General features: G+C 64.8%; 16 protein-coding genes. 7 read left to right on the top strand and 9 right to left on the bottom strand.

From position 1 onward, the window contains the following. Positions 1–111 precede the first annotated feature (111 nt). The 4 genes from R2N16_RS11220 (at position 112) to R2N16_RS11205 (ending at position 2,326) form a co-directional block, all read left to right on the top strand. Positions 112–441, top strand: a complete 330-nt coding sequence (locus R2N16_RS11220; protein ID WP_316665747.1) for a DMT family transporter — start codon at positions 112–114, stop codon at positions 439–441. Between the two features lie 19 nt (positions 442–460). Beyond that, positions 461–1,105 (top strand): FMN-dependent NADH-azoreductase, encoded by a 645-nt coding sequence (locus tag R2N16_RS11215; protein ID WP_316665746.1) that lies wholly within the window; start codon positions 461–463, stop codon positions 1,103–1,105. 73 nt (positions 1,106–1,178) lie between these two features. Then, on the top strand, positions 1,179–1,616 hold the full coding sequence (locus R2N16_RS11210) for an Rrf2 family transcriptional regulator (RefSeq protein WP_316665745.1): 438 nt from the start codon (positions 1,179–1,181) through the stop codon (positions 1,614–1,616). Positions 1,617–1,714: 98 nt separating this feature from the next. Next, positions 1,715–2,326, top strand: coding sequence for an NAD(P)-dependent oxidoreductase (locus R2N16_RS11205; RefSeq protein ID WP_316665744.1), 612 nt, complete (start codon positions 1,715–1,717; stop codon positions 2,324–2,326). Here R2N16_RS11205 and R2N16_RS11200 read toward each other — a convergent pair whose 3' ends face one another. From R2N16_RS11200 to R2N16_RS11190, 3 genes are read right to left on the bottom strand one after another with little or no spacing between them, the layout of a single operon-like run. Then, positions 2,327–2,947: a hypothetical protein gene (locus tag R2N16_RS11200; RefSeq protein WP_316665743.1), complete on the bottom strand. Its 621-nt coding sequence runs from the start codon at positions 2,945–2,947 to the stop codon at positions 2,327–2,329. Then, positions 2,907–4,394, bottom strand: coding sequence for an ATP-binding protein (locus tag R2N16_RS11195; protein ID WP_316665742.1), 1,488 nt, complete (start codon positions 4,392–4,394; stop codon positions 2,907–2,909). Before R2N16_RS11195 ends, R2N16_RS11200 begins: the two co-directional genes overlap by 41 nt. After that, positions 4,391–5,068, bottom strand: a complete 678-nt coding sequence (locus R2N16_RS11190) for a response regulator (protein WP_316665741.1) — start codon at positions 5,066–5,068, stop codon at positions 4,391–4,393. The genes R2N16_RS11195 and R2N16_RS11190 overlap by 4 nt, the downstream gene beginning before the upstream one ends. Before the next feature lie 233 nt (positions 5,069–5,301). Here R2N16_RS11190 and R2N16_RS11185 point away from each other — a divergent pair, with 233 nt between their 5' ends. From R2N16_RS11185 to R2N16_RS11175, 3 genes are all read left to right on the top strand, one after another. After that, a complete protein-coding gene (locus R2N16_RS11185; protein WP_316665740.1) occupies positions 5,302–6,621 on the top strand; it encodes an Nramp family divalent metal transporter in 1,320 nt (439 codons plus the stop codon). 140 nt (positions 6,622–6,761) lie between these two features. Continuing rightward, the gene (locus tag R2N16_RS11180; protein WP_316665739.1) at positions 6,762–7,862 is read left to right on the top strand and encodes a GGDEF domain-containing protein; all 1,101 of its coding nucleotides are present in this window, start codon (positions 6,762–6,764) and stop codon (positions 7,860–7,862) included. 52 nt (positions 7,863–7,914) lie between these two features. Continuing rightward, on the top strand, positions 7,915–9,048 hold the full coding sequence (locus R2N16_RS11175) for a mechanosensitive ion channel family protein (RefSeq protein ID WP_316665738.1): 1,134 nt from the start codon (positions 7,915–7,917) through the stop codon (positions 9,046–9,048). On the opposite strand, the gene R2N16_RS11170 is transcribed toward R2N16_RS11175, so the two are convergent. The 6 genes from R2N16_RS11170 to R2N16_RS11145 form a co-directional block, all read right to left on the bottom strand. After that, complete coding sequence (locus R2N16_RS11170; RefSeq protein ID WP_316665737.1) at positions 9,026–9,925, bottom strand: hypothetical protein; 900 nt, start codon at positions 9,923–9,925, stop codon at positions 9,026–9,028. The two genes, R2N16_RS11175 and R2N16_RS11170, sit on opposite strands and share 23 nt — an antisense overlap. 3 nt (positions 9,926–9,928) lie before the next feature. Then, positions 9,929–11,641, bottom strand: coding sequence for a DUF2334 domain-containing protein (locus R2N16_RS11165; RefSeq protein ID WP_316665736.1), 1,713 nt, complete (start codon positions 11,639–11,641; stop codon positions 9,929–9,931). A 23-nt stretch (positions 11,642–11,664) separates the two neighbouring features. Continuing rightward, on the bottom strand, positions 11,665–12,123 hold the full coding sequence (locus R2N16_RS11160) for a hypothetical protein (protein WP_316665735.1): 459 nt from the start codon (positions 12,121–12,123) through the stop codon (positions 11,665–11,667). Between the two features lie 9 nt (positions 12,124–12,132). After that, the gene (wecB, locus tag R2N16_RS11155; RefSeq protein WP_316665935.1) at positions 12,133–13,392 is read right to left on the bottom strand and encodes a non-hydrolyzing UDP-N-acetylglucosamine 2-epimerase; all 1,260 of its coding nucleotides are present in this window, start codon (positions 13,390–13,392) and stop codon (positions 12,133–12,135) included. Between the two features lie 262 nt (positions 13,393–13,654). Then, on the bottom strand, positions 13,655–15,388 hold the full coding sequence (locus R2N16_RS11150) for an NfrA family protein (protein WP_316665734.1): 1,734 nt from the start codon (positions 15,386–15,388) through the stop codon (positions 13,655–13,657). Continuing rightward, the gene (locus R2N16_RS11145; protein ID WP_316665733.1) at positions 15,385–17,508 is read right to left on the bottom strand and encodes a glycosyl transferase family protein; all 2,124 of its coding nucleotides are present in this window, start codon (positions 17,506–17,508) and stop codon (positions 15,385–15,387) included. The genes R2N16_RS11150 and R2N16_RS11145 overlap by 4 nt, the downstream gene beginning before the upstream one ends. Positions 17,509–17,772: the final 264 nt, after the last annotated feature.

Genomic DNA, 17,772 nt, shown 5'->3' with positions numbered 1-17,772 from the left:
ATGGTGGTTACCTCCAGGTGCGTACTTGTTGCCACATCGCCCCGTCCTTACTCTGGGTGCATCGCAACGCATCCGCTTGCCGCCCCGGCAGCGGACATTCCCGGAGGTTCCATGCTCAAAACCGCCTGGCTCTGGCTGCTGGCAGCCGGCGCCGTGGAGATCGCCATGGCGATCTCGCTCAAGTTTGCGCAGGGTTGGACGCGCCCCGTCCCCAGCGTGCTCGGCATCGTGACGGCGCTGGCCAGCGTGTTCCTGCTCACGCACGCCATGCGCGGCCTACCCGCCGGCACCGCCTACGCCGTCTGGACGGGCATCGGCTCGGTCGGCGTAACGGTGCTCGGCATCGTGCTCTTTGGCGAGAGCGTTCAGCCCGCGCGCATGGCCTGCATCGGGCTGGTGATTGCCGGCACCGTCGGCCTCAACTTCTTCAACGCAGCGTAAGACCGCATCAGGAGCCATCATGACCCGCCTGCTCTATATTGAAGCCTCGCCCATGAAGGCGCTGTCCCACTCCATCGACGTGGCAAGGCAGTTTCTCGATGCCTACTGCACCGCGCACCCCGACCACGAGATCGACACAATCGACTTGTGGAGCAAGGACATCGACCTGCCCGAATTCGACGCCGATATGATCGGCGCCAAGTTTGCGGTGCTGCGCACCCAGAACGCCACGCCGGAACAGCGTGCGCAATGGCAGCGCGCCGTGGCGCTGTCGCAGCGCTTCAACGCGGCAGATCGCTATCTCTTCTCCGTACCGATGTGGAATTTTGGTGTGCCCTATCGGCTCAAGCACTTCATTGATGTGGTGACGCTGCCGGGGCAGAACTGGAATTGGTCGCCGCCCACAGGCTATCAGGCGCTGCTCTCGGGCAAGAAGGCGGCGCTCGTCTACGCCAGCGCCGGTGCGTACCCAGCACACACCGAAGGTGCCAGCGAATCGCCAGACGATTTCCAGAAGCCCTATCTGCGCCGCTGGCTGCGCTTCCTGGGCATTGAAGACGTGACGGAGATCAGCGCCGCACCCACGCTCGCCACGCCCGATGTGCTGGCGGCTGCCAAGGCAGATGCCAAAGCGCGGGCCACGGCACTGGCGGCCGCCTTCTGAAGCGCACATCCGCCAACGGGGTTGACCGCACGCCAAAGTGTATCTATCATGGTTACACTTTGCATTCATCACCATGACCACCAGCAGCCGCTTCGCCGTCGCCGTGCATATCCTCACCCTGCTTGCCAGTGCGGAAGGGCCGGTGCCGTCGTCGCTCATTGCAGGCAGCGTGGGAACCAACCCGGCGCTCATCCGGCGGCTGGTGGCTCAACTGGCCGACGCCGGTTTCGTCACCTCGCAGATGGGCGCGACGGGCGGCGCCACGCTGGCACGGCCGGCAGACCGCATCACGCTGCTCGACGTATTTCGTGTGGTGGAATCTCCGGTGCTGATTGCGCTGCCGCCCAACGCGCCCAACCCGGCGTGCGAGGTCGGCCGCGAGATCACCGGCGTGCTGGAGCGCGTGACTGAACGTGCGCAGGCCGCGCTGGAAGCCGAGCTTGCTGCGCAAACCATCGCGAGCATCCTCAACGAGGTGGGACACGCCCAACGCCGCCGTCGCCGGGCTTAGCTGGCCGGCACGTCAGCGAATTTTTTTACCCCTATATGTAACTGTATTAATTACATATAACGTTTCAACCGCCCAGACCATTCCATAGGGAGTTGACTATGAAGATCGCAATCATCGGCGCCACGGGGCGCGTGGGCACCCGCCTGATCGACGAAGCACTGCGCCGCGGCCACCAGGTGACGGCCATTGCGCGCACGGCATCCAAGCTGCCGGCACGTGCCGGCCTGACCACCAAGGATGTGGACGTGGCCGACCAGGCTGGGCTCGTTGCCGCGCTTGCAGGCAATGATGTGGCCTACAGCACCGTGCGCTTTCTGCAAACCAATGCCGAACAGATCGTTGGTGCAGTGAAAAAGGCGGCCGTGCCGCGCCTGCTGGTAGTGGGTGGGGCCGGTAGCCTGGAAGTGGCCCCGGGCGTGGCGCTGATCGACACGCCGCAGTTCCCCAAGGAGTACTTTGACGAAGCCTCGGCCGGCCGTGATTTCCTCAACGCGCTGCGCAAGGAAACCGAGCTGAACTGGACCTTCGTGTCGCCGTCGGCCATCTTCGAACCGGGCGAGCGCACGGGACACTTCCGCGTCGGCAAAGATGCGCTGCTGGTGGATGCCAACGGCAAGCCCTGGATTTCGATGGAAGACTACGCCATCGCCTTCCTCGACGAAACGGAAAAGCCGGCACACCCGCGCCAGCGCTTCACGGTGGGCTACTGATCAGCGGCAGGTGGAAGGCACGGCCAGTGCCTTTTCAAAGGGGTCGCGGCGCAAGCTCGGGTCTTGCGCGCCGAGGCAGTAAGCGCCGCCTCCTACTTCCACGCGGGCCTGCCAACGGCCCGCAGCGCCACGCGACTCCTCAATCGATCTTGCGGCACGTGGTGTCGAAGCGGCCTCTGGCCCGAATGCGTGGCCGGTACCGTGTGCCGTGCTCTGGGCGATGTTGTTTTCGGCGTGGGACCGCCCACGCTGGCTCGGCATCGGCGGGGCAGCCAGATCGAGTGTGCGCGCGCTAACCGTGTCAACCGCGTCGGCCCCAACCGGCGCGGCAAACCTGGGTTGCTGCGCCGGTTCCATTGCATGTGGAATGGAACCTGGTTTAGGCGCCTTGGGTGCAGGTCGGGCGCCGCGCTCAGGCGGCAGCGTCGGCGCCTGCGGAATCTCGACACCGAGTAGCCGTCCTTGCAGCATCGGCGGGGCATGGGGCGTGGCGGGCATCAGGCGATCGCGCCACCACGCCAGCAGCACCAGGTGCCCCAGTACCACCAGTGCCGGGACAATCAACCGCGAGCCGCGCCAATCAATGGCGAGGCGTGTCGGCCATGCCCGGAGGAGCATCATCTGGCTCGATCGGTTCGGGCGCGGAATCCAGTGCCGGCAGGCGGATCACGATCGCGCAGCCTCTGCCGTCAGCATGGGCCAGGCCGTCTTCGATGGCCACCGAGCCATTCCCCAGTTCAACGATACGGCGCACGATTGCCAGGCCAAGGCCGCTACCCTGCGACTGGCTGGTGCGGGGGCGGTAGAAACGCTCGAATACGCGATCGCGCTCGTCGGGCGGGATACCGGGCCCGGAATCTTCAATGCGCAGCTCGACCATCGGCGTGCCCGCCTGGTCGATGCGCCTGACGGCCACGCGCACCTCGCCGCCGTTTGGCGTTTCGCGCACGGCATTGTCGAGCACGTTTTCCACCAGCGTCGCGGCGTCTTCATGCGACACCGATACCCACGCCTGATTGGCGCCGTCGTACGACAGCGTGATGTTGCGACGCTCGGCGCGCGAGGCCTGCTGGATCACGCCGCTGCGCGCGCAGCCGGCCAGATCGGACAACGCGCCCTGCGCGAGCTGCGCTTCCACGCGGCGCGCATCGAGCCGCGCAATGGCGAGCAGCTTGGCCAGCGATTGCGTTGCCCGTGAAATGCCGCGATCGAATTCGCGCAGCGCGGTAGAACGGTCGTCTTCGCTATCGGAATGCGACACGACGTACGCCTGCGCCTGAATAGCCGCCAGCGGCGTGCGCAGTTCGTGCGCGGCATCGGCAAAGAAACGGCGGTCCGCCTCGATGCCACGGCGCACACGCGCGAACAGTCCGTTCAAGGCTTCGACGAGCGGCTTCAGCTCGGCATGCTCGACACTCTGCACGGGGTCAAGGTCGGCAGAGTCGCGCGCCTCCACCTGACGCGTGAGCGTGCGCAGCGGCTTGAGGCCCTGGTGCGCCGCCCAACCGACCATCACCATCAGCGCGCTCGCCAGGATGGCCAGCGCCACCGCCACTTCCTGGAAGAGATCGCGAATCGCGCGCTCGTAGGCAGTCAGCGGCTGCGCCACCGTGGCGGAAAGCTTGCCGTCGACGCTGTCGACCGTGTAGCTGCGCCACGGCTTGCCCTCCAGCATGATTTCAACAACGGTGTCGTGCGCCTTGCCGCACGGCATGGTGGGTGCGCCGGGGAAGGCGGTGATGACGTGGCCGGCGCGATCGCACAGCACATAGCGGAATTCGCCCGGCAGGATGTTTGGCAGCGACAGGCCCAGCTTGATGTCGGTGAGACGGCGCAGGAATTCTTCGCGGCGCGGCACGTCATCCATGTTGAGCGTGGTGAGGTCCGCATAGGCCTGCGCCGACATGCGCAGATCGCTCACCACCTGGCGGCTGTTGGTGCGTGAGATCTCCAGATGCGCGATGACGAGCTGCACCAGCAGCATCAACACCAGCGCCAGCAGGATCAGCACGTACAGGCGGAACGACAGCGAGCGGACCCGCAGGATGGCTGGGACCGCCAGCTTCATTGGGCAGCCCCGCGGTTGCCGCCGATCATGTAGCCGACACCGCGAATGGTCTGGATGGTTTCGTTGCCGAGCTTGCGGCGCAAGTGGTGGATGACGACTTCGAGCGCGTTGGCGCTCACGCTGTCGCCCTCGCGATAGAGCGCGTCCATGAGCGTTTCGCGCGGCACCCAGCGGTGGGCGCGGCGCACAAGCTCAAGCAGCAGTTGGTATTCGCGCGGCGTGAGTTCGATGACCTGGCCCTCTTGCGTCACGCGCTTCTGCGAGGGCTCGACCACCAGGTTGCCGACGCTCCACTGGTTGGTGCTCTGCCCCGCATGGCGACGCAGCACCGCGCGCAGGCGGGCGATGAGTTCATCCACGGGGAACGGCTTGACGAGAAAGTCGTCCGCGCCGGAATCCAGGCCCTTGAGACGTTCGGACAGCGCGTCGCGCGCGCTCGCAATGATGACGGGCACGTCGCTGTGCGCGGCACGCAGTTCTTCGAGGAAGGTATGCCCCTCGCCATCGGGCAACCCGAGATCCAGCACGATGGCTTCGAAGGTGTTGGTGGTGATCCATTTTTGCGCGTCGACCAGGCGACGCACCCAGGTCGCGTTGTAGCCGGCCTGACGCAGCGCGCGGGCCAGCGCCGTGCCCAACGGCAAATCGTCTTCGATAAGGAGGATGGCGTTCATGCGCGGGAATCTCGGCGGCGGTAATGACGGTAAACGGACAACCGGCACCTTGAAAACAGGCGCCGGCGAAGGTCGAAATCTACCGCAACGGACTGAGCTTTGCCTTAAATGTGTGGAGAGATGTGACGAGGAATTCGCCCCTCGAACACGTACCGGGCGCGGTTCCGGGCGTGCAACGCGGTGTTTGGCTATCATCTCGGAATTCCGATTGTATTTTTCTTAATCACATCCGCATGTTCCGCCTGCCCACCACCGCCACCGCCCCGTTCTGCCCGTCCGAGGTGCGCGGCACCGTTGCCGTGCCGCCCGGCCTGCCGCTGTGGAAGAAGCTGCTGCGCTTTGCGGGGCCGGGGCTGCTGGTGTCGGTCGGCTACATGGACCCGGGCAACTGGGCGACCGACATCGAAGCCGGTTCGCGCTACGGCTATGCGTTGCTGTTCGTGGTCGTGCTCTCTAGCCTGGCGGCGATGGTGTTGCAGTGCCTGTCGGCGCGGCTGGGCATCGTCACCGGCACAGACCTGGCGCGAGCCTCGCGCAACCGCTATCAGCCCGGCGCGTTACGCGTGCAGTGGCTGCTGGCAGAGCTATCCATCATTGCGTGCGACTTGGCTGAGGTGCTCGGTTGCGCGCTGGCCTTCCACCTGTTGCTGGGTGTGCCGATCCTTTGGGGCGTGGCGCTCACCGCGCTGGACACGCTGATCGTGCTGGGCCTGAAGGGCAAAAACTTCCGCCAGCTGGAAGCCATCGTGCTGGGGCTCATTCTTACGATCGGGCTGTGCTACTTCGTTGAACTGGTGCTCATCAAGCCGCACTGGCCGTCGGTGGCGGCCGGGCTGATGCCCTCGTGGCAGGCCGTGAGCCAGCGCGAGCCGCTGTACCTGGCCATCGGCATCCTTGGGGCGACGGTGATGCCGCACAACCTGTACCTCCATTCGTCCATCGTGCAGACGCGCATGACGGCCAGCACAGAAGCCGCCAAGCGCGAGGCCATCGGCCTGTCGCGGCTCGACACCATCGCGTCGCTGGGTCTGGCGCTGCTGGTAAACGGCGCGATCCTGATCCTTGCGGCAGCGGCATTCAACGCGCATGGCCATCAGGACGTGGCCGACATCCAGGATGCCTATCACCTGCTCGAGCCCATCGTCGGAACGGCGCTGGCAGGGCTGCTGTTCGGCATCGCGTTGCTAGCGGCGGGGCAAAGCTCAACCTTTACCGGCACCATCGCCGGGCAGATCCTGATGGAGGGCTTCCTCGACCTGCGCATCCCCTGCTGGCTGCGGCGGTTGATCACGCGGGCGCTGGCGTTGATCCCCGCCTTCATTGGCGTGGCAATGCTGGGCGAACACGCCATCGGCAAACTGCTTGTCATCAGTCAGGTGGTGCTGGGCCTGCAACTGCCGTTTGCGATGTTTCCGCTGATCCGCATGACGGGCGACCGCACGCTGATGGGGGTGTTTGTTAACAGCCGATTAACATCGCTGCTGGCGTGGGGGCTGTTCGTCGTCATCGGCGTCGCCAATGTGTGGCTGGTCTGGCAAGTGCTGGCGGGCTGAGAAGCGCCCTGCAGGATTCCCCCCACTAAAAATCCGCGCACGGGGTTGCCTACCGCCATTAGAATGCGCGCTTTGTTGCGCAATCCGGCCCCGCGCGCCCGCAGCATCCCGTCGCGCCAAAAGGCCTCTCTTGCCCTGCCTTGAGCGCGAACCTGCCTACCGCCTCCGACCTGCCCGACGCACACACGCCCTCGCGCGATTACCAGGCGCGCCATTTCGTGCCGATGATCCTCGCGCTGAGCAAATGCGGCGTGCTCGGTTACGGCTTCGCGATCATGCTGGGCTGGTCGGTCGGGCTGCTGCATCGGCCCGAGCCGCTGCTTGCGCTGCTCGCGCTGCTGATGGCGATCGTGCTGACCGCGCAGCGGTATCGGCATACCGGCTGGTGGGCGCCGCTTGCGCTCACGCACCTTCTGGCGGAAGAAGTGGCCATCATCGCCTTCGGTCATCAGGCGGGGCTTCAATGGGTCTTGCCGGCGTTCTACCTGATGCCGCTCGCCACCAGCCCCGCGTGGCTCACCCGGCGCGATTTCTGCATTGCCATGGCGCTGTGCACGGCCGGGCCCATCGTCGCGCTGCTGATTGCGCCAGAACCCGCCACAGCAATCCGCCATGGCTGGCTGGGGCTGGTGCTCTATCTGCCGATCTGCATTGCCGCAGCCGCGGTCATTCACCACTACCTGCTGCGCGCCATGGCGCGGCACTTTGCTGCCGAACGTAGCCTGGCCGATCGCGCCAACACCGACCACCTGACCGGCATGCTGGCGCGGCAGCGCTTCTTCGAGTTGGGCAGCTTTGCGGTAGAGCGCGCGCAGCATCATGCCGAGCCGCTGTGCGCGCTCTACCTCGACGTCGATCACTTCAAATCCATCAACGATGCCTGGGGACATGCCGCCGGTGACGAAGCGCTCGTCGCGCTGTCCGATGCGCTGGCGGCCGTGCTACGCCCGGCCGACCTGTTCGGCCGTCTGGGCGGCGACGAGTTTGCCGTGCTGCTGCCGGGCTGCGGCCTGACCAGCGCGCTTGCCGTGGTCGACCGGCTCAAGTCTGCGGTGGCCGACACGCAAACGCCCGTGGGGCCGCTGACCGTGAGCGTAGGCGCCGCACCGCTGCGCCCCGGGCAAGACCTGGCGCGCCTCCTGGCCGATGCCGATCTCGGCCTGATGGAGGCCAAGCGCCAGGGCCGCAACCGCGTGTGCGTGCCGACCGACGCGCAGCCGGCGACAGCTCCGCGGCAGTAAGGCTGGCACGCTATGTGCGGCGCAGCATCCGTGTTCCTGCACGGAGATGCCCATGGAGTGGCTCAACGCCCACACCTTCCTGCGCGTGCCGGCCCGCGATTGGGCCGCCGCCGCGTTGACTTTGATCGCTGCATACGCGGTGCTGTCGAGCGTATTGCACCTGATCTGCAACCGGTTTGAAGCACGTGCCCGCCGTACCGGTTATCGGTTCGACATTCTCGTCACCGCGGTGCTGCGCGATACGCACCCGCTCTTCATTGCGCTGGCGGCATTGCTCGCGGGTTCGTACTTCATCGACCTGCCCACGCGCATTGCCAACAAACTCGACCACATCTGGTTCGTCATCATCGGCTTCCAGATTGCCCTGTGGCTCAACCGCGGCGTGAAGCTGTGGTCACGCGATCGGCTGTCGACACAGACCCACGCTACACGCAACCCCGTGATCACCTCGATGACCGCCTGGGTGCTGCGGTTTGCGTTGTGGTCGATGCTGGTGCTGGCCATCCTGGCCAACGTGGGCGTGAACATCACGGCCTTCGTCGCCAGCCTGGGCGTCGGCGGCGTGGCCGTGGCGCTGGCGGTGCAAAGCATCCTGAGCGACTTGTTTGCCTCACTCGCGATCGGGCTGGACAAGCCGTTCGAGATTGGCGACTTCATTGTCTTCGAATCGATTGCCGGCACGGTGCAGCACGTGGGGCTCAAGACCACGCGCATCCGCAGCCTGTCAGGCGAAGAGATCATCGCTTCCAACACGGCGCTGCTCAAGAGCACGATTCACAATTACAAACGGATGTCAGAACGACGCATCGTCTTCGCCTTTGGGGTGACCTACGATGCGCGCGCCGCGCAACTGCAGAAGATCCCGGACATCGTGCGCCGGGCGGTGGAAGCCGCCGGCAACACGCGCTTCGATCGCGCCCACTTCAAGGAGTTTGGCGAGAACGCGCTGAACTTCGAGGTCGTGTACTTCGTGACCGATCCGGACTTCAACCTGTACATGGACATCCAGCAGCGCATCAACCTGACGATCCTGGAAGGGCTGGAAAATCTCGGTACCTCGTTCGCCCTGCCCACGCGCACGATCCAACTGGTGCGTCGTGACGGTGAGCCCGTTGAACCCGAAGACCTGGCAGACCGCAAATCAACGGCAACCACCCAACGTGTCAGCGCGCGGGCGAGCGGCTGACCGCCGAAGGCATGCTGAGGAACGCCGCATCGAGGCTGCGCCACAGCGGCCTTGAGCGCGGCACCATGTCTTGCCGGAAGTACCACCAGAAGTAGCCGCCCACGAAGCGAGGATGCGTAATCGCGAGCCCGTAGTAGTGCATGACCAGTGCCGTCTTGCGTGCGGCATGCCGCGTCCCGACCTCTCCAAAACCCAGTGCCGCGTGCGGAAACAGTTGGCCCAGGCGACTGAACACGTCGTTCCAATCGGGCGGAGCGATCTTGCAGTCGTCTTCATAGAAACTGATGAACACGTAGTCGAGCCCCTCGCGCAGGCGTAGCGGCAGGTTGCGTTGCGCCCAATCGAACATCGCGCGTGATGGCTGCTCGGCGCATCCTTCGTTGTAGTAGAGCGTGAGTGCCGTACGGCCGCCGCCGGCTTTGATGACCTCATAGGCGGCCATGGTCTTGTCAACCACGCCGCGCGTGGGGCCGGTCCAATCCCCGTTGATCTCGTTGCCGATTTCCCAGACGTCGACGTTGCTGCCGAGCGTGTGCAAATACGCGGCGGCGCGCTCACGCACTTGCGGTGTGGTGTATTGCTTGAGCGTGGACGAATCCACCAGTTCGCCCATCACGTAAGCCACGGGCCGGATGGCAGCCACGGGCCCAACGTAGTGCGGCGCGTCCATGCCCTCATCAAAGACGACGCGCACGGTAGGCGTGCGCGACAGGTGCGATAGCGCATCGACCACGGCGGGCACGTTGTCCACCGCATCGACCGTCACGCCATACAACGGCACAGGGCCGGAAGGCATGACGCCCGCCGGCCCTGCGGCCTGGGTGGATGCGCCGTATACCAGCATGGCCGCTGCCAGTATCCAGCGCATCCGGAGCATGGCTTACTGCGCCATGCTGGCATCCACCCAGGTAAAGCCCAGTGCGGTGATGCCGGTGATGATGGTTTGGAAATCCGTATAGCCCGGCGTGCCGACCTCCGGTTCCAGCCAGAACGGATGGAAGAAGAACGAGGCAAAACCGTCTCGCACCACCTGCGCATACGTCGCATTGGTCAGGATGTCCTGTGCGGTGTACGTCAGGCATGACGACGGATCGATATTGCAGATGTTGTATTCCACGTTGCCGAGGTTTTCCGGAATCACGCGCTGGTTGTAGTAGTCCTTCTGAATGATGTAGGGGAAGAACTGGCCAACCGAGAAATCGTGACCCGGTGTGGTGGCGTTCAGCGTCTGCGGATTGTCAGACGTGTAGTACACCACGCGCTGGTACGTGTTCTTGAAGTACTGCGGCACGGCCTTGATGGCTAGCGGAGACGATTGATAGTGCGGTGCCTCCCAGGCGAACGGCGCGTAGCCATTGAGCTGCAGCTCCAGCAACCCGGAAGACAATCGCCCCGCTGCCCATTGCGTTGAGTCCTCGTTGACGGGGCGGTTCTGCGTGGCGAGCCAGAACTCGAAGTCGTTCGCGCTGACGGCGTTGATGAGGTTCGGGATGTTGCTGTACTGGTGCGTGTAGCCGTGCATCAGGATCTTCCCGCCACGTGGCAACGCATGGTTCAGCGCCGACTTGAGCCCCGTCGCATTGACCAGGTGGATGGTCTGCGACACGCCGCCGTTGTAGACGCCGTTCGGGTCCTTGTACAGCGGAATGGTTGCGATCGAGAACGGAACCTTCATGCTGTACAGGTAGTCCGTCAGCGTGTTGATAGACGTCACGGTATTGGTGGCGTTGACGTCTTCCAGACGCACGAGCGCACGGTGCAACGTCGGTGCATTGGTGCCCAGGATGTCATGCAGCATGTCGCACATCACCAGGTAGCGGTCGCGCGGTCCGATGTACGAGAACGGCATGTCGGCGAAGTACCAGAAGTTGCCCGAGCGAATCACATACGGTGCTGTCGCCTTGGTGACCGAGTTGGTGATCGTCACCAGGCTCGTCGCCTTGGTGGCATCGGCCACCGCCGTCACGCCGATGTCGGGGTCTGCAGTAACGACCCCGGTCGTGGCGTTGAAGGCGTAGTACTTGGTCATGGTCTGACCCTTGTACGTGACCGTGTCAAAGAACCCCGGGTTCGGTGCGCTGGCCGACGGTGCCGCATTCATGCCCGCCAGGCTGGTGAACGTGATGCCGTAGCGCGAGGTGAACGGATACGCCGTGTTCCAGGCGAGTTCCCACAGGTTGTACTTGAACCAGACCACGGTCTTCTGCGTCGTGGTCACATCCGACAGGAACGCCGCCGGTATGGGGTTGTTGTAGTAACTCCCCATGTAGAAGATGGCGGTGTACTGCTCGGTCATGCCGGCCGTGTAGTTCTGTATGGGCAGCAGGGTGATGGTGGTGTTGAAGTGTGCGAGCAGGTTGTACAGCATGATCGCGTACGCCTTGCCCAGGTTGGTGTACTGGTCGTTGGCGGGTGCGTCGTACAGGACCAGCATCGGGGCTGGCGTGCTGGTTGTCGTTCCACCCACCGTCACGCAGATGGGCCCGAGCCCGATCGTGCAGGTAGCCGCCTGCGCTGACCCTGGCAGCGATATGCCAAGCAGGCCGCCCGCGAATACGAGCGCGCACAGGAACTTACGTAGCAATGTCTTCATGATGACTCTCCGACTCATGGCAATCATGGGCGATAGAACGAGCCGTCCGCTTGGCGGTAGAGCCCGAGGTTGAAGTTGGGGCCACGATCGTGGCCACGGTCTGTACCTGTCGTCTCGTTTTCCGGCGTGCCGGGGCGGACTTCGGTCATGACTGCCGGGCGCGGCGGTGGGATGACCTGTCCGTTCTCATCCATGACGCCGTAGCCATAGGCGCGTGCGCCTCCGGTCACGGGCCTGGGTGTTGCTGTCGCCACGAGGGTGGGCTGCACGGGTTGCGCAACCGTGGCCATCGCCGTCGCTTTTGAAGATGCGGGCGCGGGGGCTTTTTTGTCAGTGTCGCTGCCGGGGCTGCCCTGGTCCGTCCCACCGGCCACGACAGCGGGCACGCCCGCATTGCCGGCCCATGGTGGCGCGACGATCAACCACCCGGCAACAAGTGCGGCGGCAACCAATACGCCGCCCCCGATTTTTTTCGCTTTCATCAAAGCCTCCTAACCGTTCAGGCGGTGCTGCGTGGACGATCCTTGCACGGTGGTGGCGCGCGCCGCTTCCAGATCGATGATTTCGGCCTCGGTGGCCGGTTTGCGAATGAGTTGCGGGCCGCGCGCCACCTTCTGCGGCTGCGTGGTGAAAGCTTGCCTCAACGCCTCGACAATGCGCCGGCAGGCCTGCCCATCGCCGTAGGGGTTATGTGCCTGGGCCATGCGCTGGTATTCGGCGGCGTCGTGCAACAGGCGTTCAGCTTCGTCGACGATGCGCTGCGTATCCGTGCCGACCAGGCGCGCGGTGCCCGATGCCACAGCCTCCGGCCGCTCGGTGGTGTCGCGCGTCACAAGTACCGGCTTGCCAAGCGCGGGCGCCTCTTCCTGAATGCCGCCGGAATCGGTGACGATCAGGTAAGCGTGGTCCATCAGGTAGACGAATGGGAGGTAGTCCTGCGGCGCAATCAGGTGAACGTTGTCGTGGCCGGAAAGGATGGCGTTGACCGGCTGCTGCACGTTCGGGTTCAGGTGCACCGGATAGACGACCTGCACATCCGGATGACGCGCCGCCAGCAGGCGCAGCGCCACGCAGAAGTTCTCGAACGGCTCACCGAAGTTCTCGCGGCGATGGCCGGTCACCAGGATCATCCGACGCCCGGCCTCCAGGAACGGATACCGCGCCGCCATCTGCGCCGACAATGCGGCATCGTCGTCCAGCCGTTGCTTCACGCTCAGCAGCGCATCAATGACGGTATTCCCGGTGAGCGTGACCTGCTCCGGGTCGACGCCCTCGTCCAGCAGGTTCTGGCGCGATTCGGCCGTGGGCGCGAAGTGCCAGGTGGACACAGAATCGGTAACGCGCCGGTTCAACTCTTCCGGCCATGGCGACCAGATGTTGCCGGTACGCAAACCCGCTTCCACATGCCCGACCGGAATGCGCCGGTAGAACGCTGCGAGGCTTGCCGCCAGCGTGGTCGTCGTGTCGCCATGGACGAGCACGGCGTCGGGCTGATAGGCGTCGAGCACGCCATCGATGCCGCCCAGCACATTGGACGTGATGTCGGACAGCGTCTGCCCAGGCCGCATCAGGTTGAGGTCAAACTCCGGCACGATGCCGAAGAGTTCCAGCACTTGATCCAGCATCTGCCGGTGCTGCGCACTCACGCACACCGCCGACGCGAAGCCTGCCTCGGCCTGCAATGCCTGCACCAACGGCGCCATCTTGATGGCCTCCGGGCGCGTGCCGAACACGGTCAATATTTTTCCCATCATCACTGCACTCCCCTGTCATCTGCTCCGACGCACCTGCAAAGCACGCAGGCGCGCGGGCGCGCGTGTCGCTTCTGACGCCGGGCAGACCTCACCACTGAGCGAAGGCCGTGCCATGCGTCCCGCTTTGACTCGCCATGGCGCCGCGACGCCATCCTGCGGACGCCACTGACGCTTCTCTTTGTTACCCGTTTCCCTCGGCGGTCAAAAACGTTTCATCTGCGACACCTCTGACTGGGGTCTGCTTGAATCCAGGGTTGCTTTAGAACCAAAGAATGGCTCGCGCGACCACCCCCTTTGCTCGATCCGCGTGCGTCAATGGCAAGCGGTATTGCACGGTCAAGTCCAGCCAACTGGCCGGCGCTGCGTATTGCGACTCACGAAACCAGTAGCGGAAGTTGATGCCTGGGCCGACACCCAGCGCAAGCTGCTGGCCGATTGCCTTGTTGTCATGGTCGCCCGCCAGCACGATGTGCGGATACATCGTCAGGCGGTCGCTCACGGAGGTCACGCGCCACGTGTGTCCATAGCGCATTTCCGTGCTGATGATCATGCGGCCCTGGTTGACGAAGTACGCGCCCTCGCCATACACCTGCCAGGTCTGCCAGCGCGGCTTGGTGACCTGCAGGTCGAGCCCCTGGTCGGTCGAGAAGCCGATGCGCAGCAGCGTGTCGTTGGTGGTCAGTTGCCCGATGCGGAAGAGGCGCTCGGCGGTGAACACAAGGTTGATGTCCTTGATCGGCTTGTAGCGCGCACCCACCGAGCCCTGCGCAGTGGGTAGGCCGGTGTTGCCGTTGCGGTCGTACACGCTATCGTAGCCGCGCACAAACAGTTGGAAGATGCTGCCGTCGCGGTAGCCGATGCCTGGTGGCTGCCAGTACACCTCTGCGCCAGCCTGCCCTGCGCTCACGGTGTTGGGCAAACCGAACGCCGAGGTCTGATACGCGCCCGAGAGCACCACGCCGAAGGTGCGCTGCATCTGTTCGACTTCGCGCCGGTAGCCGAAGCGGCGGTCTGGCTGAAGCTGATCATTGCCATTGCCGCCGCTGTCGTTCTTGGCGTCGGCATCGGCGTAGTCAAGGCTTTCCCGGAAGAGCTTGATGGCGGTCGGGTTGTCACCCAGGCGCTTGGCCGCATAGGCGGCATCCGCGTAGTGGGTCCAGTTGCCCTGCCCCGTGGCAAAGCCGCGCTGGAAGGCCGCCAGCGCAGCGCGGTCGTCACGCGCGCGCAGGTGGCTGTAGGCCTCGTTCAACTCACGCTGGCCGATCACCCGCGGGTCATTGGCGGACGTGGCCTCGCCCTGCGCTTCGGGCGCCATCGCCTGGGCAAGCAGCGCCTTGGCGTAGCGCTGGCGCGCCGGGTCCGTCGCGTGCTCGGCTGCCAGCGTGGCGGCCTGGGTTGCGCCATCCCGGTCGCCCAGTTGCAGGCGTGATTGCGCCAGGCGCAGTTGCACGTCGGCATCGGGTTCGTCCTTCAAGCCGCTGAGCGCATCCAGCGCGGCCTGCGGATGCTTGGCGGAGTACGCGCTGTCCGACCAGGCCAGATGCAGGTTGCGCTGTTCCTGTGCGGTCCAGTCGGTGCCTTGCACGGCGTGCGCAAAGTCTTGTTCGGCGACGGCGGGGTCGTTCGCTTTCTGCGCGAGAAACCCGTGCTGGGCGTACACGCGCGGCTCGTCGGGATACTTCTGCAGCAGCGCGTCGGCCTGCGCGCGTGCCGCACCCAACTGCCCCTTGCGCGTGAGCACATCCAGCAGCAGCAGGTTCAGTTGGAGGCTGTCAGGCTGCACGGCCAACGCCGCGCGCGTGGCGGCTTCTGCATCGTCAAGCTTGTTGCCGTCAATGGCGCGATAGGCGCGGTCGGCGCGGAAGTAGGCATCGGGCTGCAACGGCGCAGGCTGCTGCGCCAGCGATACACCATGACACAGCGCCCACACTGCCGCAGCAATCGGCCAGCGCAAACGGCGCACGGTTAAACGGTTGGCTCTCTCGGGTTTCATGCCACACCTCCCACAACAGATGGATTGGGTCGCGCATCCGGTCCAGGAGTCAGCCCGGCAGGCAGGTCCGGTGGCGCGGAAATGGGGGGGATGGTGGAAGCCTCGGGTGCGGGTGCCGTGCCGGCTGCAACACCTGGGCCGGCGCCCGTCATGGATTCGACGGCCAGCATGGCCGAATGCGCCGCCGGGCCGAACACGACCGTGGTACGGCGGTTGGGGTCGGCCATCTGCGCAAGCTCGGCCGACATTTCGTGGTCGCACGCCATGAAGCACGCGACCTTGCGGCCGGCCGCACGGGCCAGCTCTTCCAGCACTTCGCCGTCGGGCAACTCCGACACAGCGATGTTGAGCGAGCCGTCCTCGCCAATCGAGAACGGCACCACGTGATGCCGCACCGCCAGGTCACGCGGCAGGCAATCGGCCAGCGCACCGAGCACGACGTTGGTCAGGCTCACACGCGGCAGGTCGACCTGCTCCGCCAGCGCATCGGCCAGCGTATCGGCCGTGATGAGGCCCTGCTGGACCAGCACTTGCCCAAGCCGGTGTCCGGTTTGCCTCTGGACGGCGAGTGCCGCATCCAACTGCTCCAGGGTGAGCACTTCCCACTTGATGAGTGTCTCGCCCAGCTTGCAGCGCGTGCGGCCCAGCGCGTCATTCGACAGATAGGTGTGCTGCGTCTTGTCCCAGGCAATGGGCTTGCCGGTCAGGCAGTAGATCAGGAAGATCTTCCACGCCCGGCACACCGAGAAGAAGTTGATGAAGTTGTTCACCACGAGCCTGGGCAGACAGAGCACGCCTTGCAGCGGACCGTTGAGCCGCCCGACAAAGTACACACGCTGCGCCAGCCGGTTGAAGAGCAACGCCGCGTTGACTGCCAGCAGATCCTGCATCCAGATGCTGCCGACCGCGAACGTGCCATCCGGAATGGCGACCGCGCCCTTGGCCATCAGCATGCCCAGCGCCAGATAGTTGAGCGACAGCACATAGGCCAGGATCGAGAACAGTGCCGTCAGCACGCCCTTGCGGTCCCGGAAGAACATGTAGCGCGTGATGAGGTTGCCGTTCCAGCCCATCTGCAACCAACCCTGGAACGCGATGCCAAGCACCCAGCGCGCGCGCTGCCGGTAGGCCGTGCGGAAGGTGCTCGGAAAGTATTCGCGCGTGGCCAGCAGTTGCGGGCGCGTACCCTTGCGCCGCCCCAGGCGCCAGCGCGTGCGCGTCTTGCCCTCGGCGTCCTCAGTGGGTTCTTCATTTTCGCAGATCGGGAAATGCACGAACGCTTCGCGCATGCCCAGTTCGCGCAGGCGGAAGCTGAAATCGTAGTCTTCCGTGAGCGTGCTGGTGTTGAAGGGAGCGTCGCCGCGCACCTTCATCACCGCTTCGATCGCACGGCGGCTGTAGCACAGCGCGACGCCCGCCCCGGGCACGGTGCCGGTCAGTGCCTGGCGCGCCACCAGGTCTTTCTGGTGCGTTTCGGAGAAGTCATCCATGTACGTGCCGGCCACCCACTCGTACCACTTGCGCTCAAGCGACAGCACCGGCAATTGCACCAGATCCTGATCGCGAATGAAGTAGTTGAAGTACTTCAGCTCCAGCGGATGGATCACGTCTTCACAGTCGTGCATGATCACGCCCGCAAAGCGGATGCCGTGCCCTGCCTCATGCCGGAGGATGGTCTGGATGATGGTGTTCAGGCAGTCGGCCTTGCACGTCGGGCCATCGTGGGTGACGGCGGCGCGCACCACGCGGCCGGGATAGCGGCGCACCATGCGCTCGACTTCGGTGGTGGTCTCCGCATCGTTGCGGTACGCGCCGGCAAAGATGATGAAGCGCGTGTACTCCATCGTCGCCAGGGTGTTTTCGACCATCTTGGCGATGACGTCGTACTCCTTCCACGCCGGCACCATGATGGCGAGCCATTGCTCTTCGCGCTCGCGCAGCGATTGCGCCGAGATCGTGACCGGCGTGCGGCCACGCTGCGGCCAGAGCCACAGCTCCCGCACCCAGTAGAAGGCGTCCAGGAAGAAATCGTCGGCAGTGCTGATGAAGATGACGAGCGTGGTCGCCACCGTCAAGGTGTTGAGCAACGCCAGGTAAAGCTCCCATGGCAGATCGCTCACGGCTGCTCCCCTGCTCCCGCTCGACGGGCGCGTTGCCAGTGTCCGGCGTACCCCCCGCCTTGCGCTGTGGCGCTCATGCTTCCCCCAAGGTCTTTTCGACGTGCGACGCAACCGCTTTGCGCCGTGGCATCCGACCCCATCGTCTGCTGTCGACCGGGTTGATGCGTCGCCCTCTAGCCTGCTTCCCGCGAGGAGGAACGCGAGGACCATACCAACCCCCGCCAAGGCGCGCGGTTATGCGATGCAGCGCACAACATGGGCCTT

This window comes from Ralstonia psammae, assembly GCF_958405935.1.
GTDB classification, from domain to species: domain Bacteria; phylum Pseudomonadota; class Gammaproteobacteria; order Burkholderiales; family Burkholderiaceae; genus Ralstonia; species Ralstonia psammae.
This window is presented reverse-complemented; position numbering and strand designations above follow the sequence as displayed.